General features: G+C 43.8%; 19 protein-coding genes. 9 read left to right on the forward strand and 10 right to left on the reverse strand.

Translation table 11 applies throughout. The features are described 5' to 3' along the window. Position 1: 1 nt before the first annotated feature. Positions 2-355, reverse strand: a complete 354-nt coding sequence (locus tag D2V05_RS02465; RefSeq protein WP_119645983.1) for a bleomycin resistance protein — start codon at positions 353-355, stop codon at positions 2-4. 105 nt (positions 356-460) lie between these two features. Here D2V05_RS02465 and argS point away from each other — a divergent pair, with 105 nt between their 5' ends. Both argS and D2V05_RS02475 read left to right on the forward strand, forming a co-directional pair. After that, the gene (gene argS, locus D2V05_RS02470; RefSeq protein ID WP_119645984.1) at positions 461-2,239 is read left to right on the forward strand and encodes an arginine--tRNA ligase; all 1,779 of its coding nucleotides are present in this window, start codon (positions 461-463) and stop codon (positions 2,237-2,239) included. Continuing rightward, positions 2,239-3,075, forward strand: coding sequence for a zinc-dependent peptidase (locus D2V05_RS02475; protein WP_119645985.1), 837 nt, complete (start codon positions 2,239-2,241; stop codon positions 3,073-3,075). The genes argS and D2V05_RS02475 overlap by 1 nt, the downstream gene beginning before the upstream one ends. On the opposite strand, the gene D2V05_RS02480 is transcribed toward D2V05_RS02475, so the two are convergent. From D2V05_RS02480 to D2V05_RS02490, 3 genes are all read right to left on the reverse strand, one after another. Continuing rightward, a complete protein-coding gene (locus D2V05_RS02480) occupies positions 3,065-5,590 on the reverse strand; it encodes a carboxypeptidase-like regulatory domain-containing protein (RefSeq protein WP_235855362.1) in 2,526 nt (841 codons plus the stop codon). The two genes, D2V05_RS02475 and D2V05_RS02480, sit on opposite strands and share 11 nt — an antisense overlap. Before the next feature lie 28 nt (positions 5,591-5,618). Further along, a complete protein-coding gene (locus tag D2V05_RS02485; RefSeq protein WP_119645987.1) occupies positions 5,619-6,530 on the reverse strand; it encodes a FecR family protein in 912 nt (303 codons plus the stop codon). A 152-nt stretch (positions 6,531-6,682) separates the two neighbouring features. After that, complete coding sequence (locus D2V05_RS02490; protein WP_119645988.1) at positions 6,683-7,180, reverse strand: RNA polymerase sigma factor; 498 nt, start codon at positions 7,178-7,180, stop codon at positions 6,683-6,685. Positions 7,181-7,295: 115 nt separating this feature from the next. On the opposite strand from D2V05_RS02490, the gene D2V05_RS02495 reads away from it, so the two are divergent. The 4 genes from D2V05_RS02495 to folD all read left to right on the forward strand — a co-directional run bounded on the left by D2V05_RS02495 (position 7,296) and on the right by folD (position 12,000). After that, the gene (locus D2V05_RS02495; protein ID WP_119646121.1) at positions 7,296-9,059 is read left to right on the forward strand and encodes a hypothetical protein; all 1,764 of its coding nucleotides are present in this window, start codon (positions 7,296-7,298) and stop codon (positions 9,057-9,059) included. A gap of 105 nt (positions 9,060-9,164) precedes the next feature. Next, entirely contained in the window at positions 9,165-10,493 is a 1,329-nt protein-coding gene (gene ffh / locus D2V05_RS02500) for a signal recognition particle protein (protein ID WP_119645989.1), read from the forward strand. A 36-nt stretch (positions 10,494-10,529) separates the two neighbouring features. Then, on the forward strand, positions 10,530-11,114 hold the full coding sequence (locus D2V05_RS02505) for a GrpB family protein (protein WP_119645990.1): 585 nt from the start codon (positions 10,530-10,532) through the stop codon (positions 11,112-11,114). A 4-nt stretch (positions 11,115-11,118) separates the two neighbouring features. Then, positions 11,119-12,000 (forward strand): bifunctional methylenetetrahydrofolate dehydrogenase/methenyltetrahydrofolate cyclohydrolase FolD, encoded by an 882-nt coding sequence (folD, locus tag D2V05_RS02510; protein ID WP_119645991.1) that lies wholly within the window; start codon positions 11,119-11,121, stop codon positions 11,998-12,000. A 1-nt stretch (position 12,001) separates the two neighbouring features. On the opposite strand, the gene D2V05_RS19615 is transcribed toward folD, so the two are convergent. Next, on the reverse strand, positions 12,002-12,160 hold the full coding sequence (locus tag D2V05_RS19615; protein ID WP_183114770.1) for a hypothetical protein: 159 nt from the start codon (positions 12,158-12,160) through the stop codon (positions 12,002-12,004). 119 nt (positions 12,161-12,279) lie between these two features. Here D2V05_RS19615 and D2V05_RS02515 point away from each other — a divergent pair, with 119 nt between their 5' ends. Next, entirely contained in the window at positions 12,280-12,906 is a 627-nt protein-coding gene (locus D2V05_RS02515) for a DUF2306 domain-containing protein (protein ID WP_119645992.1), read from the forward strand. Between the two features lies 1 nt (position 12,907). Here D2V05_RS02515 and D2V05_RS02520 read toward each other — a convergent pair whose 3' ends face one another. Continuing rightward, entirely contained in the window at positions 12,908-13,330 is a 423-nt protein-coding gene (locus D2V05_RS02520; protein ID WP_119645993.1) for a VOC family protein, read from the reverse strand. A 33-nt stretch (positions 13,331-13,363) separates the two neighbouring features. Then, the gene (locus D2V05_RS02525) at positions 13,364-14,203 is read right to left on the reverse strand and encodes an alpha/beta hydrolase (RefSeq protein ID WP_119645994.1); all 840 of its coding nucleotides are present in this window, start codon (positions 14,201-14,203) and stop codon (positions 13,364-13,366) included. A gap of 97 nt (positions 14,204-14,300) precedes the next feature. On the opposite strand from D2V05_RS02525, the gene D2V05_RS02530 reads away from it, so the two are divergent. Continuing rightward, entirely contained in the window at positions 14,301-14,723 is a 423-nt protein-coding gene (locus tag D2V05_RS02530; RefSeq protein ID WP_119639452.1) for a winged helix-turn-helix transcriptional regulator, read from the forward strand. On the opposite strand, the gene D2V05_RS02535 is transcribed toward D2V05_RS02530, so the two are convergent. The 3 genes from D2V05_RS02535 to D2V05_RS02545 form a co-directional block, all read right to left on the reverse strand. Next, positions 14,708-15,679, reverse strand: coding sequence for a YybH family protein (locus D2V05_RS02535; protein ID WP_119645995.1), 972 nt, complete (start codon positions 15,677-15,679; stop codon positions 14,708-14,710). The genes D2V05_RS02530 and D2V05_RS02535 overlap by 16 nt on opposite strands. A 70-nt stretch (positions 15,680-15,749) precedes the next feature. Beyond that, positions 15,750-16,298, reverse strand: a complete 549-nt coding sequence (locus tag D2V05_RS02540) for a hypothetical protein (RefSeq protein WP_119645996.1) — start codon at positions 16,296-16,298, stop codon at positions 15,750-15,752. 4 nt (positions 16,299-16,302) lie between these two features. Continuing rightward, positions 16,303-17,814 carry a helicase HerA-like domain-containing protein gene (locus D2V05_RS02545; protein WP_119645997.1) on the reverse strand — a complete coding sequence of 504 codons (1,512 nt, stop codon included), beginning with the start codon at positions 17,812-17,814 and terminating at the stop codon, positions 16,303-16,305. A gap of 56 nt (positions 17,815-17,870) precedes the next feature. Between D2V05_RS02545 and D2V05_RS02550 the strand changes: the two genes are divergently transcribed. Next, positions 17,871-18,323, forward strand: a complete 453-nt coding sequence (locus D2V05_RS02550; protein ID WP_119645998.1) for a Rid family detoxifying hydrolase — start codon at positions 17,871-17,873, stop codon at positions 18,321-18,323. Positions 18,324-18,430 lie beyond the last annotated feature (107 nt).

The following is an 18,430-nucleotide window of genomic DNA, read 5'->3' on the forward strand; positions in this document are numbered from 1 at the left end:
TTTACAGTTTTTGTCCAAACCGCAACAGGTTTCCTTCGCCATCAAGGGCAGAAAACTCCCGAAGGCCCCAAGGTTTGTTACCTAAAGGTCCGTTGGGATGTACAACCCCCGTTTTTTTCAGTTCGGCGTAAAGTCCATCCACATCGGTCACATGGATGTAGCAGCTGGTGTTTTCTGGAAAAATCTTATCGTTACATTTGGCAATATGTAGTTCAATTTGATCCCTGCCAATTACGGCATAATGGTCATCTACCCAGCCCTGCTTGTCAAATCCAAATTTCTCTTGATAAAAAGTGACCGATTTTCGTACATCAAGGGCAAAGAGTACCGGAACGGCGCGTTGTAAATGTTCCATCTGCTAGTTTTTTCTAAAATTACGGTTTCTAGGATGTCAACACTAGTCCAGATTGCCAAAAAAGGGCAAAAAATATGTAGTTTTGCAGGCTGAAAAGCCTTTTAGATGAGTTTGCAGAACGATTTGACCCAAAAAGTGATTGAGGCGGTAAAACAACTGTACCAAGTTGACCTGCCCACGGTGGAATTTCAACCTACCCGAAAGGATTTTGAGGGGGATATTACCGTGGTGGTATTCCCCATGTTACGCTTTGTTAAGGGAAATCCGGTACAGATCGGCACACAGATCGGGGAATATCTGCAACAACATGTGGAGGAAGTGGCCAAATGCAATGTGGTCCAAGGCTTTTTGAACATTGTGATCGCTGAGCGTTATTATCTGAATTTCTTCAATAGCATCAAAGATGAGGTGGATTTCGGTTATGTAAAAACACCATCACCAGGAGCCACGATGGTGGAATATTCATCCCCCAATACCAACAAACCGTTGCACTTGGGGCATATCCGAAACAACTTGTTGGGTTATTCGGTCGCCGAAATTTTGAAGGCTTCCGGTAAAAAAGTATACAAAGCCCAGATCATTAATGATAGGGGTATCCACATCTGCAAAAGTATGTTGGCCTGGCAGAAATTCGGGGAAGGGGAGACTCCAGAATCCTCTGGAATGAAAGGGGATCACTTGGTGGGGAAATACTATGTGGCTTTCGATAAAGCCTATAAGGAACAGATTTCCGAATTGGTAGCTGGAGGAATGCCCAAGGAAAAAGCTGAAAAGAAAGCTCCTATCTTGTTGGAAGCCCAAGAAATGCTACGTAAATGGGAAGCTGGTGATGCAGAAGTGGTTTCCTTGTGGAAAACAATGAACACTTGGGTATATAAAGGGTTCGACGCTACTTACAAAAATCTTGGGGTCGATTTTGATAAACTGTACTACGAGAGCGATACCTACTTGTTGGGCCGTGATGTGGTGAAGGATGGGCTTGAAAAAGGAGTCTTCTTTAAAAAGGAAGATGGCAGTGTGTGGATCGATCTTACCGAAGATGGCTTGGACGAAAAAATCGTGTTACGTTCCGATGGTACGGCGGTATATATGACCCAGGATATCGGCACGGCTCTTCAAAGGGTGACCGATTTTCCGGATATTAATGGAATGGTGTACACGGTGGGGAACGAGCAGGATTATCACTTTAAGGTTCTTTTCCTCATCTTGAAAAAGTTGGGGTATAGCTGGGCCGAAAAGCTATATCACCTCAGTTATGGGATGGTGGACCTGCCCAGTGGAAAGATGAAGAGTAGGGAAGGTACCGTGGTGGATGCCGATGACCTGATTCAAAATATGGAAGAGACCGCCGAGACCATTTCCAAGGAACTGGGCAAACTGGATGGCTATTCCGAAGAAGAGAAGAAAAAATTATATCGAACCATAGGTTTGGGGGCGTTGAAATATTACATCCTAAAAGTGGATCCCAAAAAACGAATCCTGTTCAACCCTGAGGAGTCGGTGGATTTTCAAGGGAACACGGGTCCGTTCATCCAATATACCTATGCTAGGATCCAATCCATTTTAAGAAAGGCGGATTTTGACGTCTCAACTGCGCTCGACGTGACATTGGAACTCCATGAAAAGGAAAAGGAACTGTTGAAACAAATCCAATTGTTCCCGGAAACCATTCAACTGGCGGCCGAAAATTACAGTCCAGCACTTATTGCCAACTATACCTACGATCTGGTTAAGGAGTTCAACTCATTTTACCAAAAGGTGTCCATTCTCGGGGAAACGGACGAGCAAAAGAAAAACTTCAGGGTACAGTTGTCCAAAAAAGTGGGGGAGGTGATTCAATCTGCCTTCAGACTTTTGGGGATTGAAGTGCCCGAACGGATGTAATGCAGCAAATTTCCGAAGCAGATAAGCAGTTGGCGGCCATCATTTTGATGTGCGGACTCTTTTTTGTAATGGCCAAGGCTGTGTACGAAAATGTAAAGAAGGAGCGCCTTACCCTTTTCAATCTATTGCATCCCGTTAAAAAAATTACGGCCAAGGAGCGACAGTTCATTTCCCAATTCTTGCAACCTTTCCATATTCTGAATTCGGATCAGCGAAGAACATTTCTAGAACGTTTCGCTTGGTTCAAGTCCAAAAAGCCCTTCATCTTTTATGGCAACATTGAAAACAAGGAAGAAATCAAAGCTTACGTTACGGCTTCGGCAGTGCTGCTGACCCTAGGGATGAACAACTACCGGTTTGAGAAATCCATCGTACGGGTCATCATTTATCCGAGTAAATACTATTCTAAAATTTCGCGTCGGCACCATATCGGGGAATACAATCCAAGGTTGCGAACCTTGGTGTTTTCTGCGGAAGGTTTAAAGGACGGCTTCGGCATTCCCAATGACAATGTAAATTTGGGAGTTCATGAAGTGGCCCATGCCCTAATGATCGAGACATTGAGAAAGCCATCTTTTGAGGCCAAAAGTTTTCAAGTGGGTCTGGCAAAGATCAAGGAACTGTTCGAGTCCGATGCTTTTTCCGAACGGTTATCCCAATCCACTTATTTTAGGGAATATGGCCAAACCAATTTTGTGGAATTCTTTGCTGTGATCACAGAAAATTTTGTTGAAACGCCCCAAATGTTCAAACAGGACTTTCCGGATTTATACGAAATTGTTCGAAGAATGTACAATTTCGATTTGAACGATACCGGTTGGAATCTCAGAAGTTGACCCTAAAGCTTACGTTAGGGGTAATGCCCAACGATACATTGTCCACCGTTTCAATTTCGTCATCATCGTTTACCCGGTAGTATCTGTTCAGCGTATTTTTCCGATTGGTCAGGTTCAAAACCGAAAGGCCAGCATTGGCATTGATCCTAGGACTCAATCTAAAACTGTAAATAGCCGAGGCATCTGCCCTAAAATATTCGGGTAGTCTACTGGAGTTCGGGGATTTAAAGTTGATTCGGGAAGGGGTATAATCGGTATCCAAACCTTGGTCGCCATCCATGGGTTCGGTAAAGGGCTTACCCGTTCGGTAGTAAAGTCCAATACTTAATTTGAGGTTATTGTAGTTGTAGGTTCCGGCAAAGGTGAGCGTGTGCCTAATGTCCAGGTTATTGGGAAAATTTTGAGGTACAATGGAATCGAAGGTGTAATCGTTCTTGTTGTAGGCATAGCTCAGCCAAGTGCTGTAATTCTCGCCTTTTTTATTGATGAGGAATTCAATCCCTTTTACGTCATAGCTGCCTATTTCCCCTGAAAATTGGTACTGATTCTGAAATCCCTGGGTACTGGTACTGATGCCCTCCACTTGCTTATAGAAACCTTCCAGTCCCACATAAAAATGGTTCTTTTCGTAGTTCAGTCCCACAGAACCCTGCTTACTTTTCGTAACGGGCAAAGAGCTGTCATTGGAGAGGATCCATCGTCGTTTTTCAATCCCTAAAAAGTTTTGTTCCAGGTCTACTACTTGGTTGGTGGTCTGGCTTTTGAATTCACCCAATACTTCCGCCCGTAAGTAATTGGCCAATTTAATGTTGAGATTCACCCTTGGTTCTATCAAAAGTTTGGAGAAAGTGTTCAGGTTTTGAATAAAGTTGAATCTTGACCCGACCTTTGCGATAATGGTATTTTCAGGCGAATGATAATCGAACTCCGTATAAGGAGCGTGTATTCTGATGACCCCTTTGATCTCGCTGTCGAAATTGGGCTCGCTCAGCACCGTGGCATTGGTGATACCAGTCTCAATATATTGGTAGCCATTGTTCCAATTGAATTGGTCGGTCAATTGATAATCCGTGTTCAGTTTTACCGCATTTTCAACGACTTCGTTTTTTTGGAACAATTGCTGGACCTGGTTCCCGAAAACGTTCTGCGCATCCAAGTTATATCGGGAATAATAGATGTTTAAATGTGAGGAGAACCTGCTGTTCCACTGACTTTGCAATTGCCCCCCAACGGAGAGGTTGTCCTGTTTTAATAGGCTGATATTGGTCTCCATGTCCGTGATATTGTTCTCCACGTATTTAAGGTTGTTCTTAATGTGGATGGCACTGAACCTTAATTGGTGATCATCATTGATATTGTAGAGAATCTTTCCCGAAAAATCGTAAAAGAAGAAATCTTCCTTTCTTTGGATTTCATCATCAACCGAATTGTTGTTCTGGTCCGTAATCTCACTGTCCTGAAAAGCACGGTCAAAGAATTGGTTGTAGGTTGGGGAGTTCAAAAAATCGGTGGCGGATCGCCTTGCCGCAAACTGAATCCCCAATTTGTCGCTAAGGGGCACTTCGGTATAAAAATCCCCGCTGATGAGGTTAAACCCGGCTCCTCCTTTCCATTGTTCGGCAATTTTGTTGCTGGTTTCCATTTGGATCACGCCGCTCACCCCATCCCCATAAGCTGCGGGAGTCCCATTTTTATAGATAGTCACTTGGTCCGTCAAATAAGGGTTGAAGGCGGATATCAATCCAAAAAAATGTCCGGATTGATACATTTTGATACCGTTCCATAACACAAGGTTCTGATCATTGGTACCACCCCTTACATTGATGTCGGATACCGTCTCATCAATACTTTTAATGCCCGGAAGGGCTTGAACCGTTTGAAGGATATCAGGCTCGATCTGCCCTGGAAGAATCCCGAATTCGGCTGTGTTTAAGGTGATGCTGGCATCTTTTTCCTTGATAATACCCGTGGTAAGGAATTGGTAAACGATGACTTCGTTCAATTGTTCCATATGCGGCGTCATCAAAATTTTGGGACACTCCCCGAGGCCCAAAAACTCAGAAACACTCATATTTTGGGTAAGGAATCCCAAATAACGGATGCGTATGGAAGCCTCTTTGGGAACATCTTGTATGGTGAACTTTCCATCGTCGCCCGTTATCAGTGCCCTATTGGTTCCCAAGATTTCAACCGTGGCGCCGGGTATGGTATTGCTGGCAAAATTATCGAGTACCATTCCGCACAAATCAACGTGCGAGTTTTTGGTCAGGGTATAGTAGCGATTGTTGAGTTTTTTGTAGTGTATTTGAAATTGATTCTCGATATAGGTAAGGATGTCGTCCAACGTTTTCAATGTCTCCGGAACGGAAATGGCAAGGCCTTCCACATCTTCATTGATATAAGAGAATTTCACGTTGAAGCGATTCTCCAAGGTTTTGATATAGGAAACAAGGGCAATGGAAGGTTGTTGTTCTTCTTGGGCATGGACGGAGACCATGCAAAATAAGAAGAACAAGAAACCCAATAAGAGGTTTGAATGCTTATTACGGCGTGTTCCCAGCATAAAAAAGTACGTTATCGCCTTCTACTCTGTACTTGATTTGAGACGGGGTACTTATACTTTTTAACGCCATATCGAGGTCTGTGTTGTTGAAGGTGCCGGTAAAATATATCTCGGTGTTCACATTTTGTGTGGAAACCTTCACATTGAACTGTCGCTCCAACTCGGCAAGAACGTATTTGAGCGGGATACGCTCAAAACTGCTCTCGTTGTTCATCCAAGCGGGTACATCACCTTGGGGCATTGGGGATTCTACAATTTCACCATTGATGGCCATAAAGGAAGTGCCTGCTGGAAGCTTGGTTTCCACACCTTGGTAGGTAACGCTGACCAGACCTTCATAACAAGTGACTTCAAAAAAGTTTTGTCTGTTTTCTACATTGAACTGCGTGCCCAAAACGGCCACGGTACCATGATCAGTGGACACGGTGAATTTTTTTCCTTTGGAAACCTTAAAAAAGGCTTCCCCTTTGAGTTTAACATCCCTTTGTTTGTCCCAATTCTTTTTGCTATAGGAAACCTGCGATTCTGCATTCAGAAATATCTCGGAAGCATCGGGTAGGGTCACTTCGGTGCGTTGTGCAAGTTCCGTGGACACGGTTTCGTTCAAGGTATTCACATAGAAATAAGAGCCAGCAAGCAGGAAGGCAATCACTGCGGCCACCCGCAGGAATTTTTTAAAGGGACTCAAAGTAATGACCTTGGGAGCGGTACCGATGCGCTCTTCCTTCAAATGGGCGAGGGCTTGGTCCACATCAAAGTCGGGGGCCTTCAGGGTACTGGAGACCTCCTTCAGCTTTTGGTAGGAAGCATACTCGGCAGATGCTTTAAATTCTGCCAGCTCCTGATCCGAAAGCTCTCCGTTGAGCCATTTTGCCAAGTAATTTTCTTGCATGGTTTCTATGCTTTACCTTGTTATAACAATCAACTCTTAAAAAACCCTACTTCTATTTTGTTGAAAATCAACATTTTTAGAAAATAATGGTCTCATTCTATATCAATTTTAAATCTTAGTATTCTAAGTAACTAGAAATCAATAATTTAAAATCATATACCATCTATATGTTCCCGTAGGCTTTTTAGGGCCAAATGCATCCTTTTTTCAATGGCCTTTACACTAACGCCTTCCATTTCGGCAATTTCCGCATATTTCTTTCCATCCACCCGGTTGAGTAAAAAGGTTGTCCGCTGGTTTTCCGGCAATGCGTTCAGGGCATCATCCAATTTCTGCTTGTATTCCTTTTCTTCCATCAAAAATTCCGGCGATTCGTGGGAGCGGTCGTTGGACGCATCGGCATATTTCATCCTGACCTTTTCCGCTTTGATCACGTTCAGGTAAAGGTTGTTCGCCACCGTGTACACAAAAGATTTGGCTTTCTCCGGGCTCACCTTGGCACAGTTCTCCCAAAGCTTCACAAAAGCTTCCTGAACGGCATCGTGTGCTTTCTCCTCGTTTCCGAACTTATAAAAGATATAATTGAAAACCGTTTTGGAATGGGCCTTGAAAACGGAACTGAATATATGGTCTTCGCAGACGTTGCTCATTTGGCAAAAATTGTAATTCCAATCAAAGATATTTTAAAAAAAATTAAGATAAAGTAGGGTTTTTTTTAAGATGGTTGTTTCACTATCGAATTATAACCCCAAAATTCAATTTGTTATGAAAAAGTTGATGAACAACGTTTTGCGCGCAGCACTAGTTGTACTTGTTTTTAGTTTTGCTTCCTGTCAGGAGGAATTTGAAAAAATTGGCGGAGGTGAAGAAGGGACGATATCCGCAAGTTCCTCCACGGCCGTATTGATTGAGGAAGCCTGTTCCCACGACGGTTCTTATGACAACATTGTGGATGGTGCCAGTTGTTTTGCCGTCCAATTTCCATATACCGTAGAGGTTAATGGAGTTGAGGTCACTATCAATTCCGAAATAGACCTTAAACAAATCGAGGAAATTTTTGATGAACTCGATACCGATGACGATATCTTGAATATCGCTTTCCCAATCACCATTACCTTGGCCGATTTCAGTGAGATTACGATCAACAATATCGATGAACTCGAGGCAATGGCCCGCCAATGTCTGGAAGGCGGGGAAGATGATGATATCGAATGTATCGATTTTGTTTACCCAATAACCCTGTTCACCTTTGATTTGAACAACCAGCAGACTGGTCAGGTTCAAGTGGAAAGTGACAAAGGCATGCGTAGGTTCTTTGCCGAGTTGGGAGATAACGAACTGGTAAGCATCGACTTTCCGATTACCCTTAAGAAATATGATGGCACCGAAGTAGTGGTAGAAAGCAATGCAGAATTGGCTGCAGCTTTGGAAATGGCCAAAAACGAATGTGATGAGGATGATGACAACGATTACAATGATGACGATTTCACCAAAGAAGAATTGGATGCCTATTTGGTAGCCTGTCCATGGGAAGTTCGTCAGGTAATCAGGAACGAGGTGGACAGTACCGAACAGTATTTTGAGCAGATCATGACCTTTACCGAAGATGGAAACGTGGTAATCGGAGGAGGTGCCAGTGTTTCTTTGACCGGAACTTGGACCACGACCACAAACGACAATGGCGTGTACTTGAGCCTCAATTTTGAGACTTTGGTAGACTTTAACCTAGAAGGTCAGGTATATGAACTTGAGGAAGGTGTCATTAAATTGTATAAGGATGGCGGTAACCGAATCGTACTTAAAAAACGTTGCGATGTCGACCCAATTGGGGAAACCGATCCCGATACCTTAAGGGCCATTTTGAACGAATGCCAGTGGGTAATCAAAAAAGTCAAAAACCAAGGAGAAGAAGTGGAAAGACTTTTGGGCTATCAATTTGAGTTCTCTGCGGAAGGAACCGTAACCTTGAGCAACGGTGTGGATGTTAAGGAAGGTACTTGGGAATTGGGCTACAATAGTCAAATGCAATTGTCCCTTATGATTACCATGGGTGATGAAGCTGCAGTAAGTTTTGAGTGGCCGGTACGTGAGCTGACCCAAACCCGATTGAAGTTTGAAATCACTGATACCGATTACGAAATGATCCTGTTGCGTGTGTGTAATGATAGTGCCGATGATGGGGATGTGGCCGAAATCAGGAACATTGCCATGGGAGGACCTTGGAATGTGGCCCTTTACAAAGAAGGTGAAGTGGATATGACCGCTTCCTACACCGGAATGGATTTTAATTTCAATGCCATGTATCAGGTTGAGGTATCTGTAAACGCCGACCCCATTGCCAATGGACTTTGGAGAGTGCTTCGCGACTCTGAGGATGGATTGAAATTTTACATCAACTTTGATAGTGTTGACGAGCTTGGAGACCTAACGGACGATTGGAAGATCGTTTCCGTGACCTCCACAAGAATTGAGCTCTCCGATGAGAGTAGTGATGGTACTGTTGAGACCTTAGTGTTTGAAAAACCATAAAGATTTTCCCCAATCTTTTTTAAAAAGAGGACGGCTCTCCCCAAAGCCGTCCTTTTCTTTTTTATTATTCTTAAATTTGTCCTTCCTTTTAAACAAAGAGAACCTATGTTCGACAACTTAAGCGAAAAACTGGATAAGGCACTCCACGTCCTCAAGGGGCATGGGCAGATTACGGAGATCAATGTTGCGGAGACCCTCAAAGAGGTAAGGAGGGCCCTGTTGGATGCTGACGTCAACTTTAAGATAGCCAAGGATTTTACCAACAGGGTAAAGGAAAAGGCATTGGGACAGGATGTATTGACCACCCTTCAACCAGGTCAATTGATGGTAAAGATCGTAAAGGACGAACTTACCGAATTGATGGGCGGCGATGCCGAAGGAATCGACCTTTCGGGAAATCCTTCCATCATTTTAATGTCCGGTCTACAAGGTTCCGGTAAAACCACTTTCTCTGGAAAGCTGGCCAATTTTCTACAAAGCAAAAAAAGCAAGAAACCTTTATTGGTGGCCTGTGACGTATACCGACCCGCAGCGATCGATCAGTTGCACATCGTTGGGGAACAAATAGGCGTAGAGGTATATTCCGATCGGGAGAACAATGATCCTGTGGCCATTGCCAAGGCAGGTATTGCCCACGCCAAGAGTTTGGGCTGTAATGTGGTCATTATCGATACCGCAGGTCGTTTGGCCGTGGATGAACAGATGATGGCCGAGATTGCCAACATCCACAAGGCGATTCAACCCCAAGAAACCTTGTTCGTGGTAGATGCCATGACGGGTCAGGATGCCGTGAACACTGCCAAGGCGTTCAACGATGTCTTGAATTTTGACGGGGTGATCCTTACCAAACTCGACGGTGATACCCGCGGTGGTGCCGCCATTTCCATCAAATCCGTGGTAAATAAACCGATCAAATTTATCGGTACGGGAGAAAAAATGGAGGCTATTGATGTGTTCCACCCTTCCAGGATGGCCGATCGTATTTTGGGTATGGGAGACGTTGTTTCGTTAGTTGAACGTGCCCAAGAGCAGTTCGATGAGGAACAGGCGCGAAAAATCCAAAAGAAAATTGCCAAGAACAAGTTTGGTTTTGACGATTTCTTGAGCCAGATACAACAGATCAAACGTATGGGGAACATGAAGGACCTTATCGGGATGATCCCAGGTGCCGGAAAGGCGCTGAAAGGTTTGGATATCGATGACGATGCCTTCAAACATATTGAGGCCATCATCCATTCCATGACCCCTACCGAACGCTCAACACCCTCTTTGCTCAACGCTAGTAGAAAAAAACGGATTGCTGCAGGTAGTGGAACGTCCATCCAAGAGGTGAACCAATTGTTGAAACAATTTGACCAAATGAGCAAGATGATGAAGATGATGCAAGGTGGAGGGGGCAAAAAAATGATGCAGATGATGCAGAATATGAGGTAATTTAGCATTTCAAAAGCGGCATACCACTTTCAACATATGAAAAAGACCTTAATGGACCTCTCCAAGGATGACTGGAATACCTTGTTTCCTGTGGAATTGGTAGATCATGATCCTAATTGGAAAAAAAATTTTGAAGCCGAAAAAAAACTGATTCTGGATACCATAGGGTCGGATAAAATTTTGCAGGTCGAACATTTTGGAAGCTCTTCCATACCGAACATCAAGGCCAAACCCTATATCGACCTTTTGATCGAGATTCCCGAGAACCTACTTTTTGATGAGTTGCTCATCGAACAGTTCAAGGATTTGGGATATACCCATTTTAAAGTGCCGGCCCGAGAGGGTATCGATGCTTACATGTCGTTTGGCAAGGGATATAATTTGGACGGGGTAAAGGAACAAATCTTCCACATTCACATGTGTCCCAGAAGCAATAGTATGTGGGAACAGATTCAATTTCGTGACTATTTGATCGAACATCAAGATCGCGCCCAGGCCTACGAAGACCTTAAGGTTGGGTTGGCGGCGAAGTATAGGAACGACCGTGGTGCCTATGTATTGGGCAAAACGGCATTCATCCAAGAAACATTGAAAATCATCACCTTAAATAACCAAAAGTAAGACCATGGAAATCCTTGACGGAAAAAAGATATCGAACCAGATCAAAGAAGAAATTGCCGTTGAGGTGGCACAAATGAAGGAAAGAGGGGAGAAGGTCCCACATTTGGCAGCCGTTTTGGTAGGGAACGATGGCGCCAGCCTTACCTACGTAGGCAGCAAGGTGCGCTCTTGCAAGAAAATCGGGTTCGAATCTACATTGATACACCTTCCTGAAGAGACTTCCGAAGAAGCGTTGTTGAAGCATGTTCATGATTTGAACAACAACCCTGATATCGATGGCTATATCGTGCAATTGCCATTACCCAAACATATTGACGAGGAAAAAGTTTTGATGGCCGTGGATCCCGACAAGGATGTGGATGGGTTTCACCCTACCAATTTTGGAAAAATGGCATTGGAGATGGAATCCTTTATCTCTGCCACTCCCTTTGGAATCATGGAGTTATTGGCCCGCTATAACGTGGAAACAGAAGGTAAGCATACCGTAGTGATCGGGCGTAGCCATATTGTTGGTAGGCCCATCAGTATTTTAATGAGTCAAAAAGGGAATCCAGGCAATGCAACGGTTACCCTTACCCATAGTCGTACCAAAGATATCAAGGCACTGACGCTTCAGGCTGATATTGTGATTTCCGCATTGGGGGTTCCCCATTTCTTAAAGGCGGATATGGTAAAAGACGGTGTGGTCGTCATAGACGTGGGTATTACCCGTGTGGCAGGTGACTCACATGAAAAAGGGTATTACATTACCGGCGATGTCGATTTTGAAAATGTAAGCAAAAAAGCATCCTACATCACGCCCGTTCCTGGGGGTGTTGGTCCCATGACCATTGCCATGCTCCTTAAAAATACATTGTTGGCGAGGGAACGCCACAAGGCCAAATAATTTAGTTCGGTTGTTCCTGAATAGTATCTACTACTTGGGTAGCTTGTTGTTCCTCGTCCGGGTTGATGTAGTCAAATTCAGTATCGCTTTCATCATTGGTGCAGCTCGATACGGCCATGGATGAGAACACGATGGTGATCAAAAGTAGAATTGTTTTCATAATCGTAGGATTTGGGATGGCCCTAGGGCCCGTTCTATGCACTTATAACGATTTGCCTGCTAAATTCTTGTTTTTCTGAACAAATATTCGATAACTTACTTCCTTGTAAATCAAACTATATGGCCAAAACGGTACGGAATAAGGTCGCTTGGGTGGTATTTGTATTGTTGGCCATCGGTATAGGCCTATATCCTTTGTTCTATCTTGTAACTTCTGGAGAGTTTGGGCTGCTTTTGGGTAAGGACGAGGCCATTCGTAATAGTGAGGTTTGGCGTTTCGCGTTTTATGGACATATCATTTTTGGCGGGTTGGCCTTGTTGTCTGGCTGGTCACAGTTCAGCAAAAAGCTTCGGGCCAAAAAACTAAATCTGCACAGAAACTTAGGTAAATTCTATGTGATTTCCGTTCTCGTCAGCGGTCTTTGTGGCATCTATTTGGGAATTTATGCCACGGGCGGCATCATTCCATCAGTTGGATTCATCAGTTTGGGAGTCGTTTGGTTGTTCACCACCATAAGGGCCTATATGGCAGTGAGAAAGAAGGATTTGTCCCTTCACCAAGGGATGATGATTTATAGCTATGCTGCTTGTTTTGCTGCCGTGACTCTTCGCATTTGGTTGCCCTTCCTTACCATTGTACTGGGGGAATTTTTACTCGCCTATAAAATCGTGGCTTGGCTCTGCTGGGTTCCCAATATGGTTTTTGCCCATCTGTGGGTTCGAAGAAAGGGACTTACCTTGGCGTGATCTATTTGGCGAACAACTGCCCCATATCCTTAAATGCTTTGAATTCCAAAGCGTTGCCTGCAGGGTCTAAAAAGAACATGGTGGCCTGTTCTCCTACTTCTCCCTTAAAACGGATGTACGGTTCGATGACAAATTCGATGCCCTTACCTTCAAGTTTCTTGGAGAAGGATTGAAAAGTATCCCAAGGTAAAACCACACCGTAATGGGGAACAGGAACATTTTTTCCATCAACAGGATTGGTATGTAGCTCTTCTTCGGATTTGGGTTTGTAATGAATGACCAACTGGTGTCCAAAAAGATTGAAATCCACCCAATGATCGGCAGATCTTCCTTCCTCGCATTCCAATACTTCTCGGTAAAAGGTCCTACATTCATCCAAATTGTGCACGGGGATGGCCACATGAAAAGGGGTAACGTTTTGCATCTTCTATTTTTTCTGAAAATTAGGATAACTTTCTCAAGCTTCCAAAAATGAAATGATTTGATCGTTCACATCGTCTTGGTGCATGGAATGCCCCAAACCTTCGGTGCTGATCAAAGTACTGCCCTCCCAATTTTTGTTCACGGCCACCGAAGCATGGTAAGGAGTGATCTGATCAAATTTATCGTGGAACAAAAGCCCTTTTTTGCTGATGGATTGGGCAAATTTAGAAGTGGAAAACTCATTGATACGAAATCCAAAACGATTCAGGATATAGTCATCAAGTTCCTTCATCACCCGATTGTTGAATTTTAGTATGTTTTGAAAATGCTGCATGATCTCATGGAATTCCGAAGGGGAACCAATCGTCACCATTTTCTCAACCTCCGGACTCGGATTTTTATATTGGTTGTAGAGAATGGTCATCCCGCCAACCGAGTGCCCGATCAAATGTTTGGGGTTGTATTTTTTGACCATGTGGTTCACGGCTATCTCATAAAGGGGCACATACAAATGTTTTCCTGTAGAGTACCCATGGGAAGGCGCATCGAACGCAATGATGTTGAAATCGGCCTCCCGAAGTTTTTTGATAAGATTACGCCAACGAAACGTATTGCTCTCCCAACCATGCACCAACAAAACCGTTTCCTTGTTCCCGGGCCAGTGATAGGACTGTATCTTATGTTCAGCCACTTCCTCCACTTCTAATTTGGCCCCGTCCAAATAATCCGCCTGTTGTGGAAGTACCCTGCCTTTCCGAACGGTGCAAAATAAATGGAAAGCACTATCAGCTGCCTTCTTAGGGGCAATCAAGGTGTAAAAGTTATAGTATTGGCCGTAGGCCAATGGCATTATTTTGTTGAGCAGTTTTTTCATCAGGTTACTTTTTGTAACTTACTCTTGATTTGAAACTAAAATTACGTATTCCTTTTTGAACAAGAAAGAGGTGACAAACTGAAAACTAGGTGTTTATATGGAAACTATTACTGAAAATCAGAAAGTTAGAACCGTAAAAAAATTGGAAAAAATGTTCGGACATATCGATTATAGGAATCCGCCGGAGCTTTGCCCCGTACGTGATGTGATGTCGGTGGCTTCGGACCAATGGAGCATTTTGATCTTGCTGTGGTTGGGATACTTTCCGGTTTTGCGGTTCAACAAGTTGAAAAAGTTTGTGTACGGCATTTCCAATAAAGTTTTAAGCCAACGCTTGAAAGTATTGGAAGCAGACGGCTATATTGAACGAAAGGCCTATCCTGAGGTGCCCATTCGGGTAGAATACAGCCTCACAGAATTTGGTAGGTCCTACGTGGAGAAATTGTTGGAGCTAGCGGAGTGGATGCACGACAATAGTCCCAAAGTCTTGGCTAATCGGGAACGTTATGGTCTGGTTTGATCTTGAATCCGGTTCCAAATATCAAGGTACATTTTCCATTCACCATCTTCCTTTTTCCATATGACCACATATTTGCCTTTCCAATTAGCAATCGACCCATCCTTGTTTTCCGACTTTCCCTGGTAATATCCATAATCATGTGCATAGTTCCCAAAAAAATTGATTTCCAGAGGTAGGAGCTCATGATGAAGAATTTTAGTTCCTGCGCCTAACATCCATCGCTCTTTTATGGCTTCCCTACCCGATATGATATCCGTATTGTTTGGAAAAATTTTGGCATCCTTGGTATAGCTATTGGCTATGGTCTCAAAATCCCCATCCATATAAGCTTTGGAAAAAACTTTGGTAGCCTCAATGATTCTGCCCTTTTCTTTGTCAACGCTGTTTTGAATTTTACTATTGGAACAATCAATTTTCCAGGTTGGGTAAACAAAGGATTCGTTTTTATCTACCCACTCACCAATCCACTTAAATCCATCGCCATCCATTTCGGAAAAAGTAATCCTAAAAAAACCTTCAGTTCCGTTGGGGGCTTTTTGTTCTCGATATAAAATGATTTTGCCATCTTCCTTTTTGTTGCCCTCCCATACAGGTAATGAGGTGGCCACCGAGGGATAGCTATAGTAGTGCACATACCAGCGGGTACTATCTTGACTGAATTGGCGGATGCTTCCTGAATAGGTTCCGTCCTCTTTCAAGGTTTCATCCTGTATGGCCATGCCATTCATGATGTACTTGAACCGCCACACCATTTTCACGGGTTCTGCCCAAGATTGGTCCGGCTTTCTGACTTGTGAAAGGCATTGGCATTCCCCGATCAATGGGGCAAAATCCAATAGTTCCGATGGTGCTGCCGGATTGGGGAGCCCATAAGGATGTTCTTGGGAAGGTTCATATTGGTATTGGGCAAAAAGTGCCAAAGGGAACAACAAAGCAGACAGGAAAAGGTTCTTCATTTGGATGGAAATTTCCTTAATTTACCAAATATGAACTTGCTATTCCTCTGTTTAGCAATAAATTAACAGCTTATTCCCATCCCAACATCAGATATTTCAACTTGGCATCATCAGGAATTTGGACCTCTTCAATATTGGAAGTGCTGAACCTGAGATTGCCCGGGAGTTCCTCCTTGTCAATTGTAAAATAAAGATTGCTTTCCTTTGGAAAGATTACGACACTGTTCAAAGTGGTCACAATCTTTTTGATGGAATACTTCTTTTTGATATCGGCAAAAGTACTCTTCAGCCCAATTCCCTTGTCAGAAATATACCTCGGGTCCATGATACGAACATTCTGAATGCCTTGGATGCTGTCCGAGCTTGGTGTTAACGAAAGCAAGTGTTTACCTCCCCTTTCGTAGATCTCTATCTTGTTTGATTTGGTTCCGGAAACTGCCCTTGTAGTGTCCATGACCACAGAATCCTGCGCGAACAGTGATTTCAATTCGCTCACCTTGGCAGATTGGGACATGGGCCCCACACTGGTTTCGGTTATTAAAAAGGTGGTTTCCTTTTCGCAGGATTGTACAAAAATAAGGCCCAATAGCAGGGCAATTGCTTTCGTGGTGTTTTTCATAAAATTATCGGATCACTTTTTTCAATACTCCCAAAACGCCCCTGATGAATGTAGCACTGGTCAATACTTTTACTACTGGGTTCATTCGGGTACTGCTTCTGGATGTGGTTGTTCTTCTGGCAGTAGCTTTTTGCTCTTTTACTTTTTCGGCTTCCTTTTCAGCCTTCTCCATTTTTTCGTTCAAGATTTCATAGGCACTTTCACGATCTACCTCTTCATTATATTTTTTGATCAATTTGGATTTACCCAATACTTCCTTGATCTCGGCATCGGTCAAAATATCCATTCGGCTCATGGGTGCTCGCATCATGGTGGCTGCCAATGGAGTAGGCCTTCCCTTCTCGTCCAAAGCGGAGATAAGGGCCTCACCGGTACCCAATGAGGTCAATACTTCGGCAGTATCATAAAACTCGGAAATGGGATAGTTCTGTGCCGTTAATTTGATGGCTTTTCGGTCCTTTGCCGTAAATGCCCTAAGGGCATGCTGCACTTTCAACCCCAACTGGGCCAAAACATCGTCTGGAACATCGGTAGGGTTTTGGGTAACAAAATAAAGCCCGATTCCTTTGGAACGAATCAATTTTACAATGCTCTCTATTTGGTCCAAAAGTGCTTTGGAGGCATTGTCGAAAATCAAGTGGGCCTCATCAATGAACAGCACCAATTCTGGTCGGTCGCTATCACCCTGCTCGGGAAAAGTGGAATATATTTCTGCCAAGAGGCTCAACATAAAGGTGGAGAACAGTTTAGGGCGGTCTTGGATATCCGTCAATCGGATGATGTTCACATAACCCCTTCCATTTTCATCGATGCGGACCAGATCATCCACCTCAAAGGATTTTTCCCCAAAGAAAAGGTCAGCACCCTGCTGTTCCAATTCGATGATCTTTCTCAAGATGGTTCCCGTTGAACTGGTTGAAATACGACCATACGATGATTGGAATTCTTCCTTTCCTTCCCCTGTGGCGTACTGCAATACTTTTTTGAAATCCTTCAGGTCCAAAAGGGGTAGCTTATTGTCATCACAATATTTGAAAACCACAGCTACAATACCTTCCTGTGCTTCGGAAAGATCTAAAATCCTGGACAACAGTACGGGACCAAATTCCGATACCGTGGCACGCAAACGGATTCCGTCCTGTTCCGAAAGCGACATGATTTCCACAGGAAACCCTTTGGCCTCAAAGGGAAGCCCGATTTTGGCATGGCGCTCATCAATTTTAGGGTGTCCGGGGCTGGGCTGGGCAATACCGCTCAAATCACCCTTAAGGTCCATCAACAACACAGGGATGCCCTTGTCGGATAGATTTTCGGCCAAAACCTGCAACGTTTTGGTCTTCCCGGTACCTGTGGCCCCGGCGATCAGTCCATGACGGTTGAGGGTCTTCAGGGGTATCTTCACAAAAGCGTTGGTGATGGTTTCCCCGTTCAACATGGCGGCTCCCATGGTGATGAAATCACCTTTCATGGTATAGCCTTGTTCTATGTGTTCAAAGAATTTTTCTTTGTCGCCCATGGTGTACAATTTCCGATAAAAATAGGGTAATTTTAAGCAATACTAAAAACCGGAATATGAAACCTTTTCACTACGCCCTGTTGTGGTTATTGATGAGTGGGGTCATGGCCACCACTTATGCACAGGAAAATACCGAAATCATTTTCCATAAGTCACATGAACCTAAAAAGCAAAAAGCACCGTATAGCGATGCTGTTCAGGTAGGGAACATCTATTATTTATCGGGGCAGTTGGGAATTGACCCTGCAACAATGACGATGGTGGATGGGGGGATTGGACCAGAGACTGAACAGACCATTAAAAATATCAGTGCTGTTCTGGCCCATCATGGTATGACGTTGGACAATGTGGTGAAGTGTACGGTAATACTCAGTGATATTGATGATTTTTCAGCCTTCAATGAAATATATGCCAAACACTTTACCAAAAAACCGGCGCGTACCAGCTTTGCCAATAGTGGAATCCCCGCCAATGGCAAGGTGGAAATAGATGTCATCGCCGTTAAATGACCTTGTCCGTCGTTATAATCTCAGTGTTCATCCAGTAATGTGTTTTCTGCGGGATAAGTTTGTATATTTCCGGCCACCACATTAAAGAAATACATGCAATCTTGGTA

It is taken from the genome of Flagellimonas pelagia, from assembly GCF_003584135.1.
GTDB classification, from domain to species: domain Bacteria; phylum Bacteroidota; class Bacteroidia; order Flavobacteriales; family Flavobacteriaceae; genus Flagellimonas; species Flagellimonas pelagia.